Source organism: Armatimonas sp. (genome assembly GCF_043757465.1).
Taxonomy (GTDB): Bacteria; Armatimonadota; Armatimonadia; order Armatimonadales; family Armatimonadaceae; genus Armatimonas.
This window is the reverse complement of record NZ_JAYVPL010000092.1, coordinates 1-21,215: the sequence shown is the minus strand read 5'-3', so window position 1 is coordinate 21,215 and position 21,215 is coordinate 1. Positions and strand designations below refer to the sequence as shown.

Below are 21,215 nucleotides of genomic sequence, written 5' to 3'. Positions count from 1 at the left end.
GAGCGAATTCTAAAACTGCTGGACTCTTTGCCAGGGGTGTACATTCGCCTGGTAGAGCAATCTGTTTTACCGCCACAAAAAATGAGCGAACCATGAGTAAGTACGGCCAGACTAGTGTTTATCTGTCAATGAGTTCTGGTTTTCGGCTCTCCGCCAGCAACCAGCGCTCCAGTGTCTTGAGTCCGAAGAAGAGAGGGGTCCCTATCAGTACCCCTCCCACCCCAGTCAGGTCAAGGACAAACTGCTCCAGCCGCACATGCCGTGTCCCCTCGGACTGATTCAGCCGCAGATAGATTTCCATTCCTAGAAATGCCACTGAGACAGCCACTGCCATAATCAGCGAGAGCCCTCGAAGGCGGGGCCGCCCTGCCTGGCAAAGCCGGATGGTTAGCAGTGCCAGAATGGCATAGACGACGACATGGGCGAGTTTGCGCGTGATCTGGGTGAGCTGGTACATGGAGATAACCTGGGGATCGGATGTGTAGAATCCCGGCTCCAGCCAGCCAATTGCCCGTTGCAAAATATCCCAGGACTGCTTGTAGCTCCCCAGCTCCGTGGCGGCAAGTGCTGCGAGAGTAATCCATAACAACAAGGGCAGCCCATAAACCATGACTCTCAAAAGGGAACGACGCATAGATTTCTTAGTATACCGCTATCCGAAAAAGGAAAAATCGGTTTCTTCTGCGAACTTAACCCCATGGAAAATGAAAAGATGTCGCGACGTGGGCTGCTCTCTGGAGCAGGCCACGCAGCGCTTGGCCTGGGAATGCTGGGCGCACTGGATATGCAGCCGGTCTACGGGGCGCAGAATGGCCGCGCCGCCCACGACTACGGTGTAGATTTTGGCGAAGAGGCGCTCCTGCCCACGCGCGTGTCGCCGCAAGATAAGATCAATATCGCACTGATCGGCTGTGGTGGCCAGGGGATGTCCAATCTCAATACATTTATGGCGCGCAAAGACGTCAATGTGGTCGCCGTGTGTGACCCCGATGCCAAGCACATGGGCAAGGCGGCGCTCACGGTGGACGATAAGCTCAGCCAGACAGCGGCGCAGATCAAAGACTACCGCAAAGTTCTAGAACGCAAGGACATTGATCTGGTCATTAACGCCACACCTGACCACTGGCACGCGCTGGTCGCGATCCACGCCGCGCAGGCGGGTAAAGATATCTTCACGGAAAAGCCTATCTCCCATAATATCCTAGAGGGCCGCCAGATGGTCAACCATGCGGCCAAGCACAAACAAGTGGTACAGGTGGGAACCTGGCAGCGCTCGCTTCAGCAGTACGTTGATGCCGTGGCCTACGTCAGATCGGGCAAGCTGGGCAAGATCAATGTCTGTCGCGCCTGGCGCGTGCAGGACCCGAATGCCGCCGTGATGGGCAAGGAGGCCACGAAGCCCGTGCCCAAGGATCTCGACTACGACCTCTGGGTCGGGCCCGCCGCAATGGTGCCCTACCAGGAGAACCGGTGCCACTACAAGTTCCGCTGGTACTTCAACTTCGCCGGAGGCATGACCGGCGACTGGGGGGTGCACATGATGGATAATATCCTCCAGGCCATGAACCCCACCGATGACTTTGTGATGCCCACCAAAGTGATGAGCCTAGGCGGCAAGTTCTTTGTCGGTGCTGACGACGACCGCACGACCCCTGACACACAGATCACCTTGCTGGAGTTCCCGGGCTGGATGCTCCAGTGGGAGGTGCATGTGGGCAATCAGAAGGCCGGGATCAACGGGCAGCCAGAGAGCGGCCTCACCGGACGCAGCCACGGCGCACTGTTTCTGGGGAGCAACGGCAGTGTCTTATTGGATCGCAACGGCTGGTCTATCTTCGATGCGGCTGGCAATCCCGTGGAGAAGCCCGCCCCGATTGACATGGGCCAGAAGATGTCGGGTCTCCCCGCGCATGTCGGGGAGCTGATCGCATGCCACAAGTCGCGCGGTATCACGCGCTCTAATATCGCCTCGATGCACAAGACCACCACGGTCTGCCACTTAGCCAACCTCGCCTACCAGGCCAGCAGCGTCTTGCACTGGGACGGCGCAAAGGAAGTGGTTACCAACGAGCCCAAGGCGATGCAGAACCTGAGCTACCAGCGCGAGTACCGCAAGGGCTGGGCGCTGCCTAAGGCGTAGTTGCCCTCATCCCCCCGCCCCTTCTCCCAACGTCCTCGTGCCTCGGCCTTTTTGGGAGAGGGGCAGGGGGAGAGGGCAACAACAGAGAGGGCAATCAGGGAGGCCCTTCCACGTCGGGATTTCTGCTCTCAGAAGATGGCCCTCGGAGGTGATGAAAGCCTGCTTCGTCGCTTCATGCAGTTCGATCCGCAATCAGTTCACTGCTACCAGGATCGTCTTTGAAAAATCTTGCCGCGCCAGATCATCCCGGCGAATATGCCAGTTGAGTGTAAAGACTCCATCGTCTTTTTTTAGCAGACATACCCAGTCGTCATAGGCTTGTTGCTCCACGGAGTGACAAAGTGCCATGTAGTTATCGGGGCGATTCTGATAGAAGCCCTGTACGATTCCCTGATAGACCAGTTCACACTGTGGCTCATGATCGCCTTGGTAGTCGTCAGCATGACCAAGCAAGTGATCGCAGGTCTCCGCGCAGGCATGGAGAGGATCGGGGTTCTCTGTCCAGGCTCCCTCACCCTTCCAGCCAAATAGAACATCTGAGACTCGCTCAAATGCCAGCGCCGCTTCCGTCTTAATCCCCCAGAAAATCCAGCTTCCCCGACGACTGATGGTCTGGCATTGACCAGGTATAAGCGAAGGATATGTGCTCTGCCAGCTCGCACTCCCCGCGCCGCTCTAATGCAACATCAGGCAAAAAATACACGGGTTCACCATTAAGCACGCCAAGGCCCGACTCCTCGGGAGTAAAGAAAGATAGAAGTCCTCTCTTCGGGAGAAGCTCCTCAACACCAAACCGAGTCGCCTGTGCAAGATTGATCTGACAATAGAATGCACAGGGCTTGCCCTCCCGCTCGGGCCAGACAAAATCGGCAGGCAAATCGGGTGCGCCCCCGCGCTTAGAAGCTCCGACAGACAACAATGCATCTGAACAGCGCGACGATTTCACCGCAATCGCGGGCCGCAAAACGCGCTCAATCTGTGGCCAGAACGGCTCCAGCCCCGCCTGAAAAAATCGCTCCCGCAACATCTCTTTGGTAACCTGCGCCATGCCCAAATTATACAACAACCCTCCCCAGGCCCATTCATGGGTCTTGCCGCAACAGCGGGCCGCTTTAGCCGCCCGAAAACATATCGCCCGGATCACAAACGCCGCCCACCGGTACGTCCCACGGATCGGTGGGCAGCTCGTCCACCAGAAACGGGGCGACACCAATCGTCCGACAGTTCGGGCGCAGACGCGGCAGGAAACGGTCGTAGTAGCCGCCGCCGTAGCCCAGGCGATAGCCACGCCGATCCAGGACGAGCGCGGGTACCAGCACCAGATCGAGGATTTCCGGAGAGACTTCAGGCAGTGTCTCCTCAGGTTCCCAAATACCGAAACGGCTCAAAACTAACGAACACGGGTAGGCATGGATCGCCAGGCGGCGCTTCGGGGCGCAGCGCGGCAAATAACATCCCCTCTTAGCGGTGAGGGATGCCAGCCCTAGAACATCCAGCTCCTCCTCGGTGGCGGCGTAGAGCAGAGTGTGCTGCGCGGTGGCGAGCTCCGGGGCAAGTGCTTCTTGGAGAGCCGCAGAAAGCGCGGGCAGATCGAGGGCTCGGCGCTCTGCCAATGCCCACGTGCGCCACTCAGTCTTGCTGTTTTTGAGCGAGGGGATGGGTTCTGTCATAGACTTCCTTCAAGCGCGTGCCACTCACATGGGTGTAGATCTGCGTCGTCGAAAGATCGGCGTGGCCAAGAAGTTCCTGGACAACACGCAGGTCGGCGCCGTGATCGAGAAGATGGGTGGCAAAGCTGTGGCGCAGGGTGTGGGGCGTGATCTTGTGCGCTACCGACACACTGCTACAAGCGCGGTCAAAGAGCCGCCGCACTGCCCGGTCTGAAAGACGCTCTCCAAAGCGATTCAGAAAAAGCGCAGCAGTGGACTTGCCTTGTGACAGTGCAGGGCGTGCTGTGCCAAGATAGTGCTCCAAGACGGCGACAGCGGGCTTTCCGAGAAGTGCCAGGCGTTCCTTGCCACCTTTACCGTGGCGCACACGGATTTCTCCCTCCCCATTCGCCTCTAAAGCCAAGTCGGTGGTATCGAGTGCGACCACCTCACTGGCACGCAAGCCCGTGGCATAGAGTGTCTCAAGGATCGCTCGATCGCGGATGCCCTCGGGCCGGGCCGGGTCGGGGAAGGCGAGCAGGGTTGCGACCATTTCTTCCGCGAGGGCTTTGGGGAGCGGTCGTGGACGTTTTGGGGTCTGGAGTTCCTGCGCGGGTGAGTGGGCTACCACGGCCTGACGCTGGAGATAACGAAAGAACGTGCGCAGGGAGGCCGCCTTACGAGCCACTGTTGTTTTTGCCAGATTTCGCTCCGTCGTGAGGGACGCAATGTAGCGGCGTACCTCTGCGGGAGTGAGCACTCTCAGATCTGACAGCGCTTTTTCTTCCAGCCAGGCACAAAACTGGCGTAGGTCTTCTGCGTAGGCATGAACAGTGTGAGGCGAGGCACGACGGACGTGGCGTAGGTGTTCCAGGAAGCCGTCGCGCAGTGTTTCAGAGGAGACAAACATTTCTTTTCCTGTCTTACAAAAAAAATGGGAACTTAGCAAGAGCAAAGAAGGAATACCCGGCGTAGGTGCCGAATTTCCAGGTGGCTCACGGAGCCGATTTGGATTCCTTTCATTTGGTGGAACTAGTGAGGGAGGACAGGCAGACGATGGCGATTATGCCACAGAGTAGAGTGCGCACCAGTACCGTCGTTGGACGAGTGAAAGCACCTGAGACACTTGGCTTTCATGACGATGGTCAGTCCTATGTTACCCGGCTAACACGTGCGGGTTTGCTTACCCATGAGGAAGAGATTCGCTTAGCCAATAAGATCGGGCTGGGTGGACTAGAAGGCACACGGGCCCGTGCGACTCTGGTTGAAGCCAATATGCGGCTTGTTGTCTCTATCGCAAAGGCCTACCGCTCGTCGGGGATTCCCTTTGAAGATCTGGTGCAAGAGGGTGCAATCGGGCTCATGACGGCAGCGGAGCGCTACGATCCCACCCGTGGGTTTCGCTTCTCTACCTATGCCACCCAGTGGATCCGGCAGGCGATTGGCCGTGCTGTAGACAACAAAAGCAAGTCTATCCGCATTCCCGCCCATATCTCCGAGTCCCTGCGTAAGCTGGAGCGTGTTCGGAGCGAGCTACGACGTGAGCTGGGCCAGGATCCTAGTACCGAGCTACTCGCGGACCGTGCCGGGATGCCCGTGCGCAAAGTTTTAGCGCTGATGAACACGACACAGGATCCGATCTCGCTGGATCTTCCCGTGGGCGATGAAGAAAATACTCCCCTCGGTGCGTTGCTCACCGACAAGAACGCGCTAGATCCACAGGACTATCTGCTCAGTAGTGAGGTTCGTGCCACCCTAGAGGATGTTCTGAACGCTCTGGATGAGCGCGAGCGGATCGTCATGCGCCGCCGCTTTGGCTTCGATGGCGACGAGGGCTGTGTTCTCTCGCAGATCGGGGAGGAACTCTGCATCAGCCGTGAGCGTGTGCGTCAGATCGAGGCACAGGCACTGCGCAAGCTCCGACTGGAAGCCCGTAAAGGCCGCCTCAAAGAGCTATTCCAGGCGTAAATTTTGGCCTCAGGCGTAAGTTTGACCGCAGATCTGCACACCCATACCACCGCCTCCGATGGCACTCTGACCCCGACCGAGCTGGTGACGGCTGCGCACGCTCTTGGCATCTCGCTTCTGGCCGTCACCGACCACGACACAACGGCCGGTGTCGCGGAGGCGCAAACCGTAGCGACACGGCTTCAGATGAGCTTCTTGCCCGGGGTGGAGCTCTCCGCAGAGGGTACCCCGGGAAAGTGTCACTTGCTTGGCCTAGGGATCAATCCTCGCCACGTACGCCTCAACGAAACACTCTCCCAGCTCTCGGAGCACCGCCGCCAGCGCAATGAGAAGATGATCACCCGCCTCAATGCCCTGGGAGTCGCAATCACCATGAACGACGTTCTGGCGGTAGCACCCGACGGGGCAAATCTAGGCCGACCGCACTTTGCCGCTGCACTCGTCGCCTCAGGCACCGTCGCCGACACACGTGAGGCTTTTACGCGGTTCCTGGGCGATGATTCCGCCGCCTACATTACCAAAGAGACCCTCTCGCCCGCCGATGCCATAGCCCTCGTTCACGATGCCGGGGGGCTCTGTTTTCTGGCCCACCCGGGTCTGCTTCGGCTCGCCGCTCACGAGACGTATGAGACGCGCTTCCGGGCACTCCAGGCACTGGGTCTTGATGGAATCGAGGCGTACTACTCCAGCTACAGCCCCGCCGACGAAGCACGCTTTCTGAGGCTCGCGGAGAAGCTAAATCTACTGGTGACGGGTGGCTCAGATTTTCACGGTGCCAATAAGCTGCATGTCCCACTAGGGATTGTTCGCGACGGTCAACCCCTTAGTAGAAGTCTTCTTCCGACGCGCTTGCTGGCACTGGCAACGGCTTAGGCAGGCGCTTACGCTCCTGCACTGCTAGATCGTACTGGGGCTGAAGAATCAGTGCCCGATCTAGCTCTAGTGCCGCTTTTGCAAAAAGCTGCTGCCGCGCGTAGGTTTTTCCGAGCAAGTAGTGTAGCTCGGCATTGTTGGGGTCGAGATCCGTCGCTTCCCGAAGCACCCGCTGCGCTCCGGAAAAATCTCCCTCGTGGAGCAGGGCAGCTCCATGGGCTAACAATAAATCCGGGTTCATCGGATCATACTGTGCCGCTTGCAAAGTTAGGTTAGAGGCTTCGTCAGCCCCCTTCGCCGCTCCCGGATTCCGTGCCAGAGTGAGTCCCAGAAAACTCCGGGCGCGCGCGTCTGCTCGGGTCGGCTGATTGGGGTCACCCAGTGCCACAGCTCCCCGCAGCAGGGCAATGGCACTGTCGGTATCTCCCTCGAACTCCGAACAGTAGCGCCCCGCAGAGAGCATCAGGCGAACATTTCCTTCGCGATCTTGTTGGCTTGGGGAGGCCGGTTTGCCCAGAAGCGCCTGAGCAGCACGTACCAGTTCCTCTGCTTTTTTTCGGCAGTGCTCCACAGTATCTTTTTCCTGCCCATGCATGGTGTAGGCCCGTGCCAAAACGCCGTAGAGAAGCGGGTTGTTACCCTGTCCTGGCTCCTGCGTCGCCTTTTCCAGAAGAAGCACCGCCGTGTCTGGCTTTACCGCATCCAGTAAGCGCTTCGCCACGTAGAAAGCTCCCTCGCCATCATCGTCGTGGAGCAACACCGCCAGATCCAGCAAGCGATCCGCCTGCTCCCCATCTCCGTCGGTTTGTGCACGCACTCCCTGGTTAAAGTAGCTCGCTGCCTCCTCACGCCGCTCCGCTTCACTCCAGAGCGATGCAGTAAGGGGCACGGCATTGCAGCCCCACACACAGCCCCCCAGAACCAGCACCGCGCTCCACACTCGGATTTGCACCATATACTTGTCTACGAAACACCGAGCGGGAACGTTCCCAAAACCCGCCTATTCCTCAGGACTCAGTCAAGTCAGCCCAGCGCTGATCATTCCAAGCAGCGACCTGACGGTCTCGGTTAGGTTCTTTGAGAGGAGAAGGCAGTGGCTATGGAGGCGCCAGTGATCAGCGACTTTATGCCGGGCGATTCCAAAGAGCCAAGCCCGCGCCGGGTCGTGTGGCTCACCACCGGAAACGGGAGAGGGGCACCGGTGAAGCACCCAAATACCGTGGGGCAAAACGCAAAGGATCTAACGCGGCACCCCGACATCATGGTATAGTTTTTTCATGTCACTGACGACGATACCGACAAAGCGGCTTTTCCTTCGGCCCTTCGAGAGCACCGACGGCCCCGCCTACTCCGAAGCTCTCCCCTATAGCTTTGCGATTACGCTGCGAGCCGGTGGCCAGCTCATCGGCCACTGTCACCTCGGGCCGGAGCGCGACAGTCCTACCCACGCTGGCGTTGCCTTCACCCTCAACCAAGACTACTGGGGCCAGGGCTACGCCACAGAGGCAGTCCGAGCACTGCTTCGCTACGGCTTCGAGCAGCAAAACATGCAGTGCCTCTTTGCCGAGTGCCAACCCGAGAACCTTGCAGCAAAGCGGGTGCTGGAAAAAGTTGGCATGCAGCAAACCGAGCCGATTACTAGCGACAGCACAAATGCCGCCTCCCTGAGATTCGCGCTACAGTCCCCAGACTAAATTCAATTCACGTACGGAGCTGGTGCTTGCCAGAGCCTAGAACCCGTGGTGTTTTTTCACCCGGAAGCATGACGTCGGCGGTGACGTTTCCCGGCAGCTCGACTTCGAAGACGAAGCCGCCACGCCGGGTGTCGAAGGCGAGTTTGAGCGGGCCACGAATCGTCGGGACGGTAAGCTTGGCCCATGCGAGTCCGCCTGCTTGTGGCTTGAGGGCGACCTTTCCATAGCCCGCCTCCAGAGGCTCCAGACCAAAAAGACCACGGGGAATCAGATTGGCGGGCGCGGCTCCCCAAGCGTGGCTGAAGGTGAGGTTCGGCTTGTATTTCGCATCCCATGCCTCCGCCGTCATGGTCGCCCCCATCTCCAGCATGTGCCGCCACGAGCGATCCCCGGGCGCGAGCATCAGCTTAATCGCCGCTTCAGCCTCACCCTCTGCAAAGAGCGCCTCAAGAAGATACTGCGCCGCGTAGACACTACAGGCCATGCCCTTGCTCTTGACCAGGGCGAGCACGGTGGGCACATTGGCATCAGGAACCAGACCGAAGGCCAGCGGAAAAAGATTGGCATGGAGCGAGGCGTGCGTGCTGCCCTCACCGTCTCTAAAAACGCCCTGATCGGGATCGAGAAATACCGTGAGATAGGCTTTCCGAACACGCTCCGCCTCTTGTTCATAGTCCATGCCAAGTTTCCCAAGGGCCTTTGCCAGGCGAGCCATTCCCATCAGGGCGTGCCAGTAGAAAGCATTGGCGACACTATTGACCATCGGCCCGGCCATCTGGCGATTGTCGGTTGCCTGCACGCCTCCCCCAAAGCCATCGCGCTCCGCTTGTGGCCAGTCTACAATAGCGCCCGCGACCAGCAATCCATCAGGGCGGGCTTTCGGGCGTAGCAGCTTGCGCTCTAGGCGCTCCCAGAGGCGGTTGGCGAACGTGGTATCGCCCGTGAACTCCCAGTCGGCCTCGGCCATGAGAATTAAGTGGTGCGCCCACTCGGTCGGCCAGGTACTGTAGGTGAGCAGATACTCCAGAGTCCAGCGGTAAAGGGCCCAGTCCCGCTCCACATGACAGTGCCCAAGCTGGGCGATATAGGCATCGGCCTCGTAGGGAGTCCGCTCGCGCTCACCGTCAATCGAAACGCCTAAAAAACTGGTGGCCTTAAAAGTGTGCTGACAGAGCTTCCAGACGGCTTCAAGTGTCGGATCGGAGCAGGAAAAAGCAGCGGCTTTATCGTCGAAGGTGCTATGGAGAGCATGCAGCCGAACGTGCTCCTTCTTCAGCTCCCCCGGCCAGCCCTCGACTTCAATCGCTCGGAATGGCAGGACTTCATCGTAGCCCGGCGGGATCAAGACCGCACCGCGCCGGGCTCCTGGGGAAAAGGGAGCCTTGGGCGTCGGCACCAGAACGCGCTCCCGCGCGGAGAGTAGCGTCTCCGTGGTGCGGTAGCAGACACTGCCAGGTGGCTTTCGGTCAACACTGTTTTTTGTGGCTAGCTTCTCGCCAAAGTGAATGATCACTCGCGCTGCCGCCGGGCCTCGCAAGTAGAGTGTCCCGAACCACGCCCGGCCAAAATCCACAAAATAGGTGCCGTCACCGCGCTTGACAATCCGCTCGGGCTCGATCTCAGTCAGCTCCAGAGGGTTGCGATTCTCCCAAATGTCATTCTTGGGCAGGGGAAACGGACTGGTCCCGACGCGCCCGGTGGCAAACCCCTGTGGCTTGCTCCACGCACTGCCCCGGCTGCTCTCCGCACGCCAGACACGCACTTTCCAGGTGAACTTCTGGTTGGAAAAGAGCCCACTGCCCCCGTAGCGCACACCAATAGACCGCGCCGAGGCCACCTGCCCGCTGTCCCAGAGCACTTGCCCGCTCTCGGCAAACACCTGCAACTGGTAGGCACTCTGTATGCCGTCTTCGATGCACCACGAAAACACGGGCCTGGGATCGGTAAGTGTCGTGCGCTCCGGATAGGCGAGGTAGGACACTGTGAGGCCAAAAGGCGTACTGGACATAGTGGCTATTGTACCTGCCCTACGCTCGGCAGGAATCTGTCGGGTTCATCTTGAATCAAGCCCTATGACAAATCTAGCCTTTATCGGGTGTGCTCATATCCACACGCCCGGCTTTATCCATAATATCAACCGCCGCACCGACAGTGTCCACGTGAAGTATGTCTGGGATCATGACCTAGAGCGCGCCGGCAGGCGCGCCGCAGAGCTTCCGGGATCCGTGGTCGAAGGCAGTCTGGAGGCGATTTTAGCCGACACTGAGATCGCTGCGGTGATTGTCTGCACCGAGACGGACCGGCACAAAGCTATCGTGCCCCTGATTGCGGCGGCGGGTAAGCATGTCTTTGTGGAGAAGCCTCTAGGGTTTTCAGGAGCCGATGCCAAAGCCATGGCCGAGGCAATTGAGAGCGCAGGTGTGCTCTTTTCCACGGGCTATTTCTCCCGGGGCGATGCCAAGCTGCGCTTTGTCAAAGAGCAGATCGAGAAGGGGAACTTTGGCAAGATCACCCGCGCCCGGATGAGCAACTGCCACAGCGGCGCACTGGGCGGCTGGTTCGACGGCGAGTGGCGCTGGATGGCTGATCCGAGCATTGCCGGATGCGGCGGCTTTGGTGATCTGGGCACGCACGTTTTAGATATTTTGCTCTGGCTCTTTGGCCCCGTGGCACAGGCAACCGGCCAGCTCGACAGCGGCACGGCACGCTACGAAGGCTGCGATGAGACCGGCGAGGGCATGCTGCGCTTTAAAAATGGCGTCATCGCGACCCTGGCCGCCGCCTGGGACGATATTGCGGACCCGGTGCGTCTGCTGGTCTCCGGAACCGAGGGCCACGCGGCCATTATCCAGGACAAGCTCTACTTTCAGAGCAAGCACGTCCCCACGATGGACGGCAGCCAACCCGTACGTACTGCGGAGCTACCCGGCGCGATTCCTGCCGGGCTGGACTCGTTTCTGGATCGGGTGTGTGGCAAGAGCGACGATGCCCCCTTGGTGGGGGCATCTGAGGCGGCGTACCGCAACCAAGTGATGGAAGCGATCTACCAGGGCGCGAAAGAGAGCCGCTGGGTTCGCTTGTAGCTGCCAGTTTCAACTGGCGACGATCATGTAGCCCTGACTGCGTACCGTGCGGATCAGGGCGACGGGAAAGTCTCTGTCCACTTTGGTGCGCAGATAGCTCACATAGACATCCAGCACGTTATCGCTAACCCGACTCTCCCCCAGCCAGACATGCTCCATAATCTCCTCACGGGAAACCACTCGCCCCGCACGACGCATCAGTAGCTCTAGGAGTGTGTACTCCGTAGCGGAGAGCAGAATCATCTTCCCGGCTCGCTCCGCGCGACGGGTATTTGTGTCGAGGGAGAGATCTGCGATACGCAGCGGGCTACGATCCAGCGCCACTCGCCGCAGGAGCGCATGGATTTGTGCCCGTACCACCTCGTCTTCACTCTCCCCTGGTAACGCGGAATCCGCACCCGCATCAAGGCCAACGGCGAGCGTTTCCGGCGAGCACAACAGGAGAATGGGAGCGGTAACGTGCGCCTCACGCAATGCACTACAGACAGAAGAACCAGAGAGGACAGGCAGTGGTTCCACCAAGACAATCAGCTCGACCCCACTCTGCTGTGCAAGTTCAAAAGCCTTCAGGCCATCGGTCACTACCAGTACCTGTGTACCAAGTTCCTTCAAAGACGATACGAGAGCGCTAGATGCACTTTCTGGCGGACATGCAATCACCATCATATTAGCTGTAAATTTCATCACATACGCTAAAGCGACTTAAACATTATGACAGTTCCCAAAATAAATTAATATCTTCCCTAGCCGAGAGCTAAATATGCTAGTGAAACACCCTCGCAATCAATTTCCCTAGCATCCAAACGACACTAACAATACTAATAAGAACGGCTATTACTATCCCTAAAGGCAGAAAACGACGTCCTAAAAACAGAGTTTTTGGCTTCGTCCAAGCCCTCAAAGAGCGCTCAGCTTGCTCGATATTCATCTGAATTCCATAATCTACGAATACTTGCCATGCCTGCTTCATATGAGTCCATGCCTGCTCATCTAGCCCACACTCTTTCTCAAGTAGTGCCCTGTTGAAGAGTGTAGTTGCCCAATCAACAGGAAACCTCGTCTTCGTTCGAACTCGCAGTGCAGCCTCATAACAAGCCATAGCCGCTTGAAGGTTAGTAAGACGATTTCCCGAGAGTAGGTTACTGTAGGCAGTGCCAAGATGATCCTGTGTCAGATCCCATTCCGTCGGAAATTGCTCCTCCATATAGACTTTCAGTGCGGATTCGTAGCAACCAATGGCAAAACGAACATTGGCATCGCGATTATTAGATACCAGTTCGTTGTACGCATTGCCTAGCTTATTTTGTGTTAGAGCCCAGTCAGTCGGGAACTGCTGGTGCGTGTAGATCTTCAATGCGCACTCGAAGCAGGCGATCGCCGCACGCAGATTTGTATCACGATCCCCCGAGGGTAGCTTCTGGAGGGCCTCGCCCAGGTTGTTCTGTACCATGGCCCAGTCCATCGGGAAGTGCTCCTCAGTACGAACCCCTAGGGCAGCCCGGAAAAACCCGATCGCCGCACGCAGATTCGCATCACGATCCCCTGAGGGTAGGTTGCAGTACGCAAGCCCTAGGTTATTTTGCGTCATGGCCCAGTCCATTAGGAACCGCTCTTCCGTATAGACCTTGAGTGCGGACTCGTAGCAGTCAATGGCGGCCCGTACATTCGTGTCTCGATCCCCAGAGGACAAGTTACGGTAGGCTAGGCCCAGGTTGTTCTGCGTCATCGCCCAGTCTTTGGGGTACCGCTCCTTCGTATAGACACGCAGTGCGGCTTCGTAGCAAACCGTCGCAGCCCGGAGATTCGTATCGCGATCACCCGAGGGTAAGTTGCTGTACGCCATTCCGAGCGTGTTCTGAAGTGTTGCTTGCCACTGGTCGGCATTATCGCGTAGCGCAAACTCAGGAATCCGTGTGAGGGTGTTTGTGGCTTCAACAAGACCAATGAAGTCCGTCAGCTTGCCGTGTTTGAGAGCAACGACACTGAGCTGCTGAAAGTGCATTGCCGCCTTGAAATCTTTTGCAAGCACGGCATAGTGGTGCGCTTGCAATAAATTCTCCCATTCTTTCAGCAAGATCATAGCTTGTTCCGGAAGAAGGCTATTTCCATCACCGGGCAGAATAGCTCGGTAGGTACGAACGAATCGTGCGGTCAGCAGGGCGTGGTCGGTACGCTCTTCCAGGCGTGTTCTGGCATAGCGGAGAATGCTCGGATGCAGAGTAAACTCCCCCGTGACGGCATCGGTTTGGACGAGTCCGGCACTGCCCAGTCGAGTGAGGGAGCTTAAGACAGCCCCCTTCTCATTTTCCGCGATGCGCGTGAGAGTGGAAAGCCCACTTCGAGCGGCAAAAAGCCCACAGAGGCGCAGTGTCTCCTGGTCCACCTTCTGTAGATTCCGCCACACCCTGCTCAGACAGTGCTGTAGCACGCTCTCATCGCCCGTCGCACTAGCGTCCCCTAAAGACTCAGCGATTTCTTTAAGTGTCTCCGTCGTAACTTGCGCGGCGACAAGCTCGATGCAGAGTGGGAGCGAGCTCGTCAGCGCAAGAACCTCCTCAAAGTGCTGGCGCGGCTCCGGCACACGCCAGCCCGTTACTTGCCGCTGCACCGTTTCGACAAAAAGCTGCTCCGCCTCGTCCGGCTCCATTCCTTGCTGGAGCGATATCTCCTGGCCCCACTCCGGAAGCGCCGCTGTACTCGCTGTGCTGACGGTACTTCTTGAGGTAAGAAGCACCCGCACTTTACCGGGCCGCACGAGATCTTCGATAAAATTTCGTACAGCCGCACTCACCACCAGCTCATCGTGATCTAGAACCAGGATGGCTTCGGTACGCGCTGCCCATGCCAGCACCCCCGCAGGATCACGGTCCGCATTGTTTAGCCCAATTCGCTCCCCGAGCCTACTCGCCACTCCATCCAGCAGAGCCGCCGCCAGTGAATTAATCGCGACAAAGTAAACGTTTTGTTTTAGCAACCCGGCAAGATCCACTGCGCAGCGCACTGCCAGCCGTGTCTTGCCAGCACCACTAGAGCCCAGAAGGACGACCACCCGCCCTGCCGTGGCGTCCTCCGACAGGAGCGCCTGCAAGACCTCATCCTCTTTGCTCTTGCGCACCACATACCGCTCCTGTGCGCCCGTAATGCCCCCAGCCAATAAAAAGAAGCGTCCCCCAGGCTCTTTTGGCGTGCGCCCTGGATAGAGCAGCTCGTAGAGATCCTCAGCAGAAGCTCCCCTGATCAACCGTCGGCGCGGCCAGCAGTGCAGGGCGAGCGTTGGTTCCGCCGTGCCACAGAGCGCCGCCTTTGCCGTCTCCGAGAGCAGCACCTGTCCCCCCTCCGCCAGCCACGCAATGCGCGAGGCAAGACTCAGGTCTTCTGGGCGTGTCAAAAGGCTGTCGCCTAGCCAGTGAATCCCAATTCGCACAGAGGACAGGCCCGCTTGTGTGCGCCTCCTCTGCTGGAAATCCGCCGCAAGCTCGCTGGCATCCTGCGTGCGTTCAAAGGCTGCGATCACGGCCACGCCCGTGTGCGAGTACACTTGCCCGCCGTAGTGCTGGATCATATTCTGCAAGAGCGCTAGCTGCTCTCCAGCATCTAACTGCTCTTCCGAGTCGGCGTAGAGAACCACGCGGTGCCCACTGGGCCATTCGTTCTCATCACTAGTGGAAATTTTTGGATTCTGTTGCATCACTCCTCCTAATTGTGAGAATCTCAGCAAAAAACAAAAGCCCTCCCACACAAAATAGTGAGAGGGCTCAGAGGAGAAGAGGTTGGTTTATACAGTCTCTTAGAGAGAGCGGATGTTTTTGGTGGCTACACTACCAGCACAATCTTTCCCAGCTTGCCCGGTGCCATCACTGCGATCTGAGCCGCCGCTGCGTTGGGCAGCGCGAACTCCTGCCCCACTACCGGACGTAGTGTCCCGTTCTCAAGCCCCGCATAGAGCGCGGCATGAATACTTTGCAGCTCCACAGGCGGCACATTGAAGAGAGTCATGCCTAGAATCGCCGCATCGCGGCTCATTGTCTCACGTGGGTTGATCTCGACAGTTCCGCGATTGCCGATAATGACCACGCGCCCGTAGCGATTTAGCGCCGTTAAATCCCGAGCGAGGTTCACGTTGGCGAGCATCTCGATAATCATGTCGAAGCTCTGGCCCTCTAAGTAGCCCTCTTGCGTGTGATCCAGTGCCGTGTGTGCGCCCTCACGCAGAATCAGTGCTCTGCCCTCGGACGTACTCGCCGTGCCCGTGACGTGCAGACCCATTGCCCGTGCGAGCTGACAGGCCGCAATCCCGACACCACCCGATGCGCCGTGCACGAGCACGCGCTCCCCGGCCTTGCCCTGCGCCCGCCCAACGAGCGCCCTGTAGGCGGTGGTGTAGGGGACATTGATACCCGCCGCCTGTGCAAACGAGATTGGATCAGGCAAGGGGAAAACTAAGCTGGCGTCGGCGAGGCATTTTTCAGCGTAAGCTCCGGTTTTCACCCCAGCGGCATAGACCCGCTGCCCGAGCGATATGCCTGTGACTCCCGTGCCCACGGCTTTGACCACTCCGGCGGGATCGAGGCCGGGCGTGAAGGGCAGCGGCCGCTCACCATAAACACCCGCACGAATGTAGGTGTCCACGGGGTTGACTCCACTCGCCTTGACAGTAATCAAAACCTCACCCGGTCCTGGTACGGGGGCAGGGATCTCGTCGAGCTGAAGTACTTCTGGCCCGCCAAACTGATGGAAACGTATCGCTTGCATCTACTTGATCAGTCCCCAGCCCATCATACGCCCGAGAATATCGTGGATGACTTTCGCGGGCGAGCCCATCGCGTCCACGCGCTCGATCTTTTCCGGGGCATAGAAGTTCAGTACCGGGCGTGTCTCGTCGGTGTAGACCTGCCAGCGGTGGCGAATCACGTCCTCGGAGGCGTCATCGAAGCGGTTCTCACGGAGCGCACGGCGGCGCAGACGGGCCATCATCTCGGCTTCGTCGGTGCAGACCAAGTGAAAGACACGCTCTACCTGAATGTACTCCTCCATGAGCTTTGCCTGTTCTAGGTTTCGTGGAATGCCATCGAGAATCAGCAGATCTGAGTCGGGGCGGTAGCGGTGCGTGTCCACCTGGGCATTGCAGGTCACTTTCCAGAGCTTCACCGTGGACTCGTCGGGCACCAGCTCTCCGCGCGAGGAGTAGTCGGCAAAGATCTTCCCGAGTTCGGTCGAGAGATCCAGCGTGCGAAACGTGTCGCCGCAGGCCATGTGAAAGAAGCCCGGCACAGCTCCCAGAACTTTGCCAATCGTGCCCTTCCCGGAGCCAGGGCGACCAAAGAGTAAAATAGTACGGTAGCGTTGTGGCATAACGCGAGTATTGTACCTCTCGATAAAAAATTAGCCCACCCTCACGCGCTGCGAGGGTGGGCCACTGCTTCGGAACGTGCGAGATTAGTCGCGGTTCAGGAGCTTGTAGTAGTTATGCGAACGGACACAGTTCACACACGTGCCCTGTGCATAGGTTGCGACCCCATCTTCGTTAACCAGCGGAATCCCATCCTCAACGGCGACCCCGTTGACATTGGGGGCTTTCTCAAAGAGCTGGCTGATCGCTAGGTTCTTAGCGTGACCATCCAGGAAGACACAGTTCAAACGCCCCTTGACAGGAACCGGCATCGTTTGCATCGTGACAGTGAGTTCGGTATTGTGCCGACCTTGGGCAAACAAGCCAGGCTGCGTAAAGCCAGCAGAACCCGTATTGCGCGGATCCCAGGCCATCATCGCCCACCCCGATGTATTACTGGTCGTTCCAACAAACCCCGTTTCGCCAATAATCACCGTATCCGCATGCTTGTTGATCGACGCGAGGGAGTAACCGGGTGCTGAGTCTAGCACTGCTCCGGTGAGATCACCCGAGTCGCCGTGAAGAGCGTAGTTCCAACCATAACCGCCCTTGTCGTTTTGACCAACCACAAGACCCGTCATTGCCGGGCGAGAGCCACTGGCAGGGCAGGTGTAGTTATTGTTGGTCGTTGCCAACCAGGGTTGCTGAGAGATATTAGGGCAGGTAAAGACCTGCTGGTTCTTCACATACGGATAGATCTGCCACTGCCAGCGTCCACGGCACTGAGCGTTGTAGCCCGCCACCGGCAGAGTTTCGTCGTAGTCCTGGGCGTACTGCATCACCCCAAGAGCAAGCTGTTTGGTGTTGGACAAGCAAGCCACGGAGCGTGCCTTGTCACGAGCCTGCGCGAAAACGGGAAAGAGAATAGCGGCGAGAATCGCAATGATCGCGATCACGACAAGAAGTTCAATAAGGGTAAAAGCTCGACGTTGCATTTTAGATTTCCTTAACAATAAGGGAACTCTTCCCACCATGGGAAGGTCACCTATTCTACAGCTATCCTTCCTGCGCATGCTACATAAATATTATTTAATAATTCATCCAAAAAAATCCACCCATTTTCTCTTCGTCAGAAAAAATGAGCGGACTTTGGGATCACTAAATCCTAGTCAATATTGAGCAGTCGGAAGCGAATATGTGGCTGAACATGGCTGAAAACGGTTCCTGGAGTTGCGGTTGCCACTCCATTCTCATTGACAAGAGTCGCCCCATCCTCAACCGCTACTCCGTTGATCACAGGCGCAACTTCAAAAAGCTGTCCCAGGTTGAGATTCTTGGCATGACCATCCAGGAAGACACAGTTCAAACGCCCCTTGACCGGAACCGGCATGGTCTGCATCGTGACGGTCTGCTCGGTGTTGTGGCGGCCCTGTGCAAACAGGCCGGGCTGAGCGAAGGTACCGGAGCCTGGGATTCGGGGATCCCAGGCCAACATCGCCCAACCGGAGCCCGCGGCGATGTTTTGGACAAAGCCGGTCTCGCCAATAATGACGGTATCGGCGTGCTTGGCAATGGTAGCCAGAGAGTAGCCAGGAGCCGTATCCAGCACTGCGCCCGTCGCGCCATTGGACGCTGCCTGGAGGCCGTAGTTCCAGCCGTAGCCGCCTTTGTCATTTCGGCCTAAACTCAGCGTTACGGTGCCACCGGCACCATTGGAGCATCCAGCCTGGTTACTGACCGCCGCTAACCAGGGGCGTTGTGAGATATTGGGGCAGGTAAAGACTTGCTCGTTCTTCACATAGGGATAGATCTGCCACTGCCAGCGTCCACGGCACTGGGCGTTGTAGCCCGCCACCGGCAGAGTTTCGTCGTAGTCCTGAGCGTACTGAATCACCCCCAGAGCAAGCTGTTTAGTGTTGGACAAGCAAGCCACGGAGCGTGCCTTGTCACGCGCCTGAGCAAAAACAGGGAAGAGAATGGCGGCGAGAATCGCGATGATCGCGATGACGACGAGAAGCTCGATGAGCGTAAAGACTCGGCGGTTGTTCCCCGAGTGATTGATTTGATGAGACATAACTATCCTCTCTGGCATAAACAAAGTGCGCTGGATTGATGATAATCCAGCTATGTCAAATTCGTGAAAGCGGATACGCACAAGACGACCCGTTGACCCTCCTTTGAGCCCAAACTGTGTGTCTCGTTCTTGAGAGGCATTTAAGATGCCATCCCGACTATTGCGACAGTTTAACCTGCAAAAAGGTTCTTGTCAAGAATTATTGAACGGAGGGGAAACTCGCTCGAAATAGAGAGCATAATTACGGAGAAAAGCCCCGCGCCCAAGTGACTGACGCGGGGCCGATGACTGACGCGGGGCCGATTTATTATCCTAGGTAGGAGATAACGACGTAGCCATTTCCGCCAGGCTGGTTGTAGGCCCCGCCCACCCCGACTCCCGCCACATAGTCGCTGTCAGCCGCGCCGCCGGGGGCAGTACTGATGCTGCCGCCGTTGGCACCCGTCGCGCCCACAAAACTGGTCAGAGGAGTCGTGAGCGACGAGCCGCCGCCGCCGCCCCCAGGGGAGCTAGGGGTACCGCCGCCGCCGCCGCCAAAGTAGCCCGCGCCGCCGCCGCCGCCGCCGCCGTTTCCGCCGAAGAGACTGCCTCCCGGTTGTCCTGTTCCTCGTCCGGCTCCCCCCGCGCTCTGGGTGCCTCCCTGGCCTTCGTTCAAGCCGATCGGATTACTCAAACCTGTTGCTAGGCCGCCGCCGCCGCCGACGGACTCGCTTCCGCCCCCACCGGCACCGACAACCACGACATCCGTGGTGCCACGGGCAATCACCGTGTGTCCACCACCACCGCCCGATTGGTGAGCTCCACCCGTAGTAAACGGGGACGTCCCCGTTCCTCCATTCCCGAAGGCCGCCAGCGACGTGGTTCCCAGGGGCGCAGACAGACCGCCTTGGCCCACGTAAAAGTCCAGCGTCTCTCCCGGCGTGACAGCTAGAGTGCCACTGACGAAGGCTCCTGACCCTCCGGCAGACGCGCCGCCTGCTCCCCACATCTTGACCGTGACCGACGTGACACCGGCAGGTACCAAAAAGCTCTGCACCCTCCCCGTGAAGGCGAAGACTTTCTTGATAATGGGCCGAGGTGTTGGCGTTGGTATTGGTGTGGGCGTTGGCGTTGGTATTGGTGTGGGCGTTGGCGTAGGAGTAGGGCCTGCCACTGCAACTTTGGTGTACTCAACGTTCGTACCATCCGGTAATTCCACTTCCAGCGTCGTGTCATTGATTGTTGTGACCGTCATGGTGAAGGAGACCGGAGTGCTGTCCGAGTTGCGTCCCGTTAGTGTGAGCTTGCCATCCGAGCCGAGACTCCATTCGCCGCTATGGTTTACAGGAGTTCGTGCCGAGTACCCGCTTAGGGTAAAAAATAAGACTAAGCCCACACTATTCGTGGCACGGGTCTCCCAGGTTCCCACATACTCACTACGGTGCGTGGGGCTACTGCTACCGCTGCACCCTTGGAGGATGCCTACTGCGCTAGTCACCGAGAGCACCAGTGCTGTCAGAAAGCCGCCTCGGGTGAGGGTTTTGGGTTGCGTGTTGTTTTCCATGGAGCCATTCTACCAACTCACCCTGGCAGATTCCGGAAATCAAAAAAAAAGCCCCGCGCCGATTTTTCGGTGCGGAGTTGGTAAAGTGTGCGGTTTGTGATCTTTATGTCACAGTTGACCTGTCGCCTTTACGGTATTTCCCCCGTGAGGACACGGTATTTCCGGGCGTTTCTTACGTAAAGGCATTAATGTTGCTCTCCTGCCTTGAGTTATGAACGAGCCTATTTTTTATGATGCGGAAACGGGCGAATCACGTCCGGTTTTCTCAGCACCGCGTCGGGGACGGCCCACCGCCCAGGTGCCCGCGCACCTTCTCTCCGTGAGCCAGAGCTGGCGTCCGGATAGGAGCCTAACACTGAGAGTGCAGGGGCGTCTCGACTTGAATACGGTTCTCTCATTTCGGGATGCCGTCTTCAGTGCTCTGGGAGAGCGTCCCCGACGGCTGATTCTGGATCTGACACCTATTCAGCTTGTCGAAGCGACAGGAATTGCGACCCTGGTGACCCTGGCGCGTGTCGCTATGCTGATGAAAGTCCCCTGCCATGTCATCGCCTCCGAGGAACTGAAGAGTCTCTTTTTAGAGACGGGGCTGGATCGCCTGATGGAAGCCCCTGAGCTGAGTGGCGAAGTGATTGCCCGCAAGCTCCTCCTCGCGTAACGGGGTAACGCAGTACGGGTGAACCTGAGTGCTTTATTAACGTCCACAGGGGTATGAAAATCCCGACACTTTGTTTTGCACTAGCACTGACGCTGGGGATCGCCGCCCCGGTGCTTAGTGCGGATAAGCCGCTCACTGAGGAGCAGCGCATTGTCCATGTGTTGAACCGTCTTGGTTTTGGCCCACGCCCCGGCGACATCGAGC

20 protein-coding genes are annotated in these 21,215 nt (G+C 58.1%); 6 read left to right on the top strand and 14 right to left on the bottom strand.

Annotated elements, in window-relative coordinates; translation table 11 throughout:
• Positions 1-118: 118 nt before the first annotated feature.
• Positions 119-634: a VanZ family protein gene (locus ACH2ED_RS12325; protein ID WP_395091425.1), complete on the bottom strand. Its 516-nt coding sequence runs from the start codon at positions 632-634 to the stop codon at positions 119-121.
• A gap of 78 nt (positions 635-712) precedes the next feature.
• On the opposite strand from ACH2ED_RS12325, the gene ACH2ED_RS12320 reads away from it, so the two are divergent.
• Positions 713-2,140, top strand: coding sequence for a Gfo/Idh/MocA family protein (locus tag ACH2ED_RS12320; protein WP_395091424.1), 1,428 nt, complete (start codon positions 713-715; stop codon positions 2,138-2,140).
• Positions 2,141-2,332: 192 nt separating this feature from the next.
• Here ACH2ED_RS12320 and ACH2ED_RS12315 read toward each other — a convergent pair whose 3' ends face one another.
• From ACH2ED_RS12315 to xerA, 4 genes are all read right to left on the bottom strand, one after another.
• A complete protein-coding gene (locus ACH2ED_RS12315) occupies positions 2,333-2,593 on the bottom strand; it encodes a hypothetical protein (RefSeq protein WP_395091423.1) in 261 nt (86 codons plus the stop codon).
• A 118-nt stretch (positions 2,594-2,711) separates the two neighbouring features.
• Positions 2,712-3,188, bottom strand: a complete 477-nt coding sequence (locus ACH2ED_RS12310) for a DUF1963 domain-containing protein (RefSeq protein WP_395091421.1) — start codon at positions 3,186-3,188, stop codon at positions 2,712-2,714.
• A 64-nt stretch (positions 3,189-3,252) separates the two neighbouring features.
• Positions 3,253-3,810 carry a 5-formyltetrahydrofolate cyclo-ligase gene (locus ACH2ED_RS12305; protein ID WP_395091419.1) on the bottom strand — a complete coding sequence of 186 codons (558 nt, stop codon included), beginning with the start codon at positions 3,808-3,810 and terminating at the stop codon, positions 3,253-3,255.
• On the bottom strand, positions 3,770-4,699 hold the full coding sequence (gene xerA, locus ACH2ED_RS12300) for a site-specific tyrosine recombinase/integron integrase (protein WP_395091417.1): 930 nt from the start codon (positions 4,697-4,699) through the stop codon (positions 3,770-3,772). Before xerA ends, ACH2ED_RS12305 begins: the two co-directional genes overlap by 41 nt.
• A 155-nt stretch (positions 4,700-4,854) precedes the next feature.
• Here xerA and ACH2ED_RS12295 point away from each other — a divergent pair, with 155 nt between their 5' ends.
• Entirely contained in the window at positions 4,855-5,757 is a 903-nt protein-coding gene (locus ACH2ED_RS12295; protein WP_395091416.1) for an RNA polymerase sigma factor RpoD/SigA, read from the top strand.
• Between the two features lie 21 nt (positions 5,758-5,778).
• Complete coding sequence (locus tag ACH2ED_RS12290; protein WP_395091414.1) at positions 5,779-6,630, top strand: PHP domain-containing protein; 852 nt, start codon at positions 5,779-5,781, stop codon at positions 6,628-6,630.
• Here the strand turns inward: ACH2ED_RS12290 and ACH2ED_RS12285 are convergent.
• Positions 6,581-7,585: a tetratricopeptide repeat protein gene (locus ACH2ED_RS12285; RefSeq protein WP_395091413.1), complete on the bottom strand. Its 1,005-nt coding sequence runs from the start codon at positions 7,583-7,585 to the stop codon at positions 6,581-6,583. The two genes, ACH2ED_RS12290 and ACH2ED_RS12285, sit on opposite strands and share 50 nt — an antisense overlap.
• A 322-nt stretch (positions 7,586-7,907) precedes the next feature.
• Here ACH2ED_RS12285 and ACH2ED_RS12280 point away from each other — a divergent pair, with 322 nt between their 5' ends.
• The gene (locus tag ACH2ED_RS12280; protein ID WP_395091411.1) at positions 7,908-8,324 is read left to right on the top strand and encodes a GNAT family N-acetyltransferase; all 417 of its coding nucleotides are present in this window, start codon (positions 7,908-7,910) and stop codon (positions 8,322-8,324) included.
• Between the two features lie 7 nt (positions 8,325-8,331).
• On the opposite strand, the gene ACH2ED_RS12275 is transcribed toward ACH2ED_RS12280, so the two are convergent.
• Positions 8,332-10,332 (bottom strand): alpha-L-rhamnosidase C-terminal domain-containing protein, encoded by a 2,001-nt coding sequence (locus ACH2ED_RS12275; protein WP_395091409.1) that lies wholly within the window; start codon positions 10,330-10,332, stop codon positions 8,332-8,334.
• Positions 10,333-10,396: 64 nt separating this feature from the next.
• On the opposite strand from ACH2ED_RS12275, the gene ACH2ED_RS12270 reads away from it, so the two are divergent.
• Positions 10,397-11,407 (top strand): Gfo/Idh/MocA family protein, encoded by a 1,011-nt coding sequence (locus tag ACH2ED_RS12270; protein ID WP_395091408.1) that lies wholly within the window; start codon positions 10,397-10,399, stop codon positions 11,405-11,407.
• Between the two features lie 9 nt (positions 11,408-11,416).
• Here the strand turns inward: ACH2ED_RS12270 and ACH2ED_RS12265 are convergent, their stop codons facing one another.
• The 7 genes from ACH2ED_RS12265 to ACH2ED_RS12235 form a co-directional block, all read right to left on the bottom strand.
• On the bottom strand, positions 11,417-12,019 hold the full coding sequence (locus ACH2ED_RS12265; RefSeq protein ID WP_395091406.1) for a response regulator transcription factor: 603 nt from the start codon (positions 12,017-12,019) through the stop codon (positions 11,417-11,419).
• A 151-nt stretch (positions 12,020-12,170) separates the two neighbouring features.
• Positions 12,171-15,095 carry a hypothetical protein gene (locus tag ACH2ED_RS12260; RefSeq protein WP_395091404.1) on the bottom strand — a complete coding sequence of 975 codons (2,925 nt, stop codon included), beginning with the start codon at positions 15,093-15,095 and terminating at the stop codon, positions 12,171-12,173.
• Positions 15,096-15,220: 125 nt separating this feature from the next.
• A complete protein-coding gene (locus ACH2ED_RS12255; RefSeq protein ID WP_395091403.1) occupies positions 15,221-16,159 on the bottom strand; it encodes an NADPH:quinone reductase in 939 nt (312 codons plus the stop codon).
• A complete protein-coding gene (locus ACH2ED_RS12250) occupies positions 16,160-16,759 on the bottom strand; it encodes an adenylate kinase family protein (protein WP_395091401.1) in 600 nt (199 codons plus the stop codon).
• An 84-nt stretch (positions 16,760-16,843) separates the two neighbouring features.
• Positions 16,844-17,731, bottom strand: coding sequence for a DUF1559 domain-containing protein (locus ACH2ED_RS12245; protein WP_395091400.1), 888 nt, complete (start codon positions 17,729-17,731; stop codon positions 16,844-16,846).
• Between the two features lie 170 nt (positions 17,732-17,901).
• Entirely contained in the window at positions 17,902-18,810 is a 909-nt protein-coding gene (locus ACH2ED_RS12240; protein WP_395091399.1) for a prepilin-type N-terminal cleavage/methylation domain-containing protein, read from the bottom strand.
• A 307-nt stretch (positions 18,811-19,117) separates the two neighbouring features.
• Positions 19,118-20,353, bottom strand: coding sequence for a hypothetical protein (locus tag ACH2ED_RS12235; protein WP_395091398.1), 1,236 nt, complete (start codon positions 20,351-20,353; stop codon positions 19,118-19,120).
• A 211-nt stretch (positions 20,354-20,564) separates the two neighbouring features.
• On the opposite strand from ACH2ED_RS12235, the gene ACH2ED_RS12230 reads away from it, so the two are divergent.
• Positions 20,565-21,011 (top strand): STAS domain-containing protein, encoded by a 447-nt coding sequence (locus tag ACH2ED_RS12230; protein WP_395091396.1) that lies wholly within the window; start codon positions 20,565-20,567, stop codon positions 21,009-21,011.
• Positions 21,012-21,215: the final 204 nt, after the last annotated feature.

Coding starts and splice junctions, on each gene's coding strand:
- ACH2ED_RS12325 (WP_395091425.1), bottom strand. CDS start 634: ATGCGTCGTTCCCTTTTGAGAGTCATGGTTTATGGGCTGCCCTTGTTG.
- ACH2ED_RS12320 (WP_395091424.1), top strand. CDS start 713: ATGTCGCGACGTGGGCTGCTCTCTGGAGCAGGCCACGCAGCGCTTGGC.
- ACH2ED_RS12310 (WP_395091421.1), bottom strand. CDS start 3,188: ATGGCGCAGGTTACCAAAGAGATGTTGCGGGAGCGATTTTTTCAGGCG.
- ACH2ED_RS12305 (WP_395091419.1), bottom strand. CDS start 3,810: ATGACAGAACCCATCCCCTCGCTCAAAAACAGCAAGACTGAGTGGCGC.
- xerA (WP_395091417.1), bottom strand. CDS start 4,699: ATGTTTGTCTCCTCTGAAACACTGCGCGACGGCTTCCTGGAACACCTA.
- ACH2ED_RS12295 (WP_395091416.1), top strand. CDS start 4,855: ATGCCACAGAGTAGAGTGCGCACCAGTACCGTCGTTGGACGAGTGAAA.
- ACH2ED_RS12285 (WP_395091413.1), bottom strand. CDS start 7,585: ATGGTGCAAATCCGAGTGTGGAGCGCGGTGCTGGTTCTGGGGGGCTGT.
- ACH2ED_RS12280 (WP_395091411.1), top strand. CDS start 7,908: ATGTCACTGACGACGATACCGACAAAGCGGCTTTTCCTTCGGCCCTTC.
- ACH2ED_RS12275 (WP_395091409.1), bottom strand. CDS start 10,332: ATGTCCAGTACGCCTTTTGGCCTCACAGTGTCCTACCTCGCCTATCCG.
- ACH2ED_RS12270 (WP_395091408.1), top strand. CDS start 10,397: ATGACAAATCTAGCCTTTATCGGGTGTGCTCATATCCACACGCCCGGC.
- ACH2ED_RS12260 (WP_395091404.1), bottom strand. CDS start 15,095: ATGCAACAGAATCCAAAAATTTCCACTAGTGATGAGAACGAATGGCCC.
- ACH2ED_RS12255 (WP_395091403.1), bottom strand. CDS start 16,159: ATGCAAGCGATACGTTTCCATCAGTTTGGCGGGCCAGAAGTACTTCAG.
- ACH2ED_RS12250 (WP_395091401.1), bottom strand. CDS start 16,759: ATGCCACAACGCTACCGTACTATTTTACTCTTTGGTCGCCCTGGCTCC.
- ACH2ED_RS12245 (WP_395091400.1), bottom strand. CDS start 17,731: ATGCAACGTCGAGCTTTTACCCTTATTGAACTTCTTGTCGTGATCGCG.
- ACH2ED_RS12240 (WP_395091399.1), bottom strand. CDS start 18,810: ATGTCTCATCAAATCAATCACTCGGGGAACAACCGCCGAGTCTTTACG.
- ACH2ED_RS12235 (WP_395091398.1), bottom strand. CDS start 20,353: ATGGAAAACAACACGCAACCCAAAACCCTCACCCGAGGCGGCTTTCTG.
- ACH2ED_RS12230 (WP_395091396.1), top strand. CDS start 20,565: ATGAACGAGCCTATTTTTTATGATGCGGAAACGGGCGAATCACGTCCG.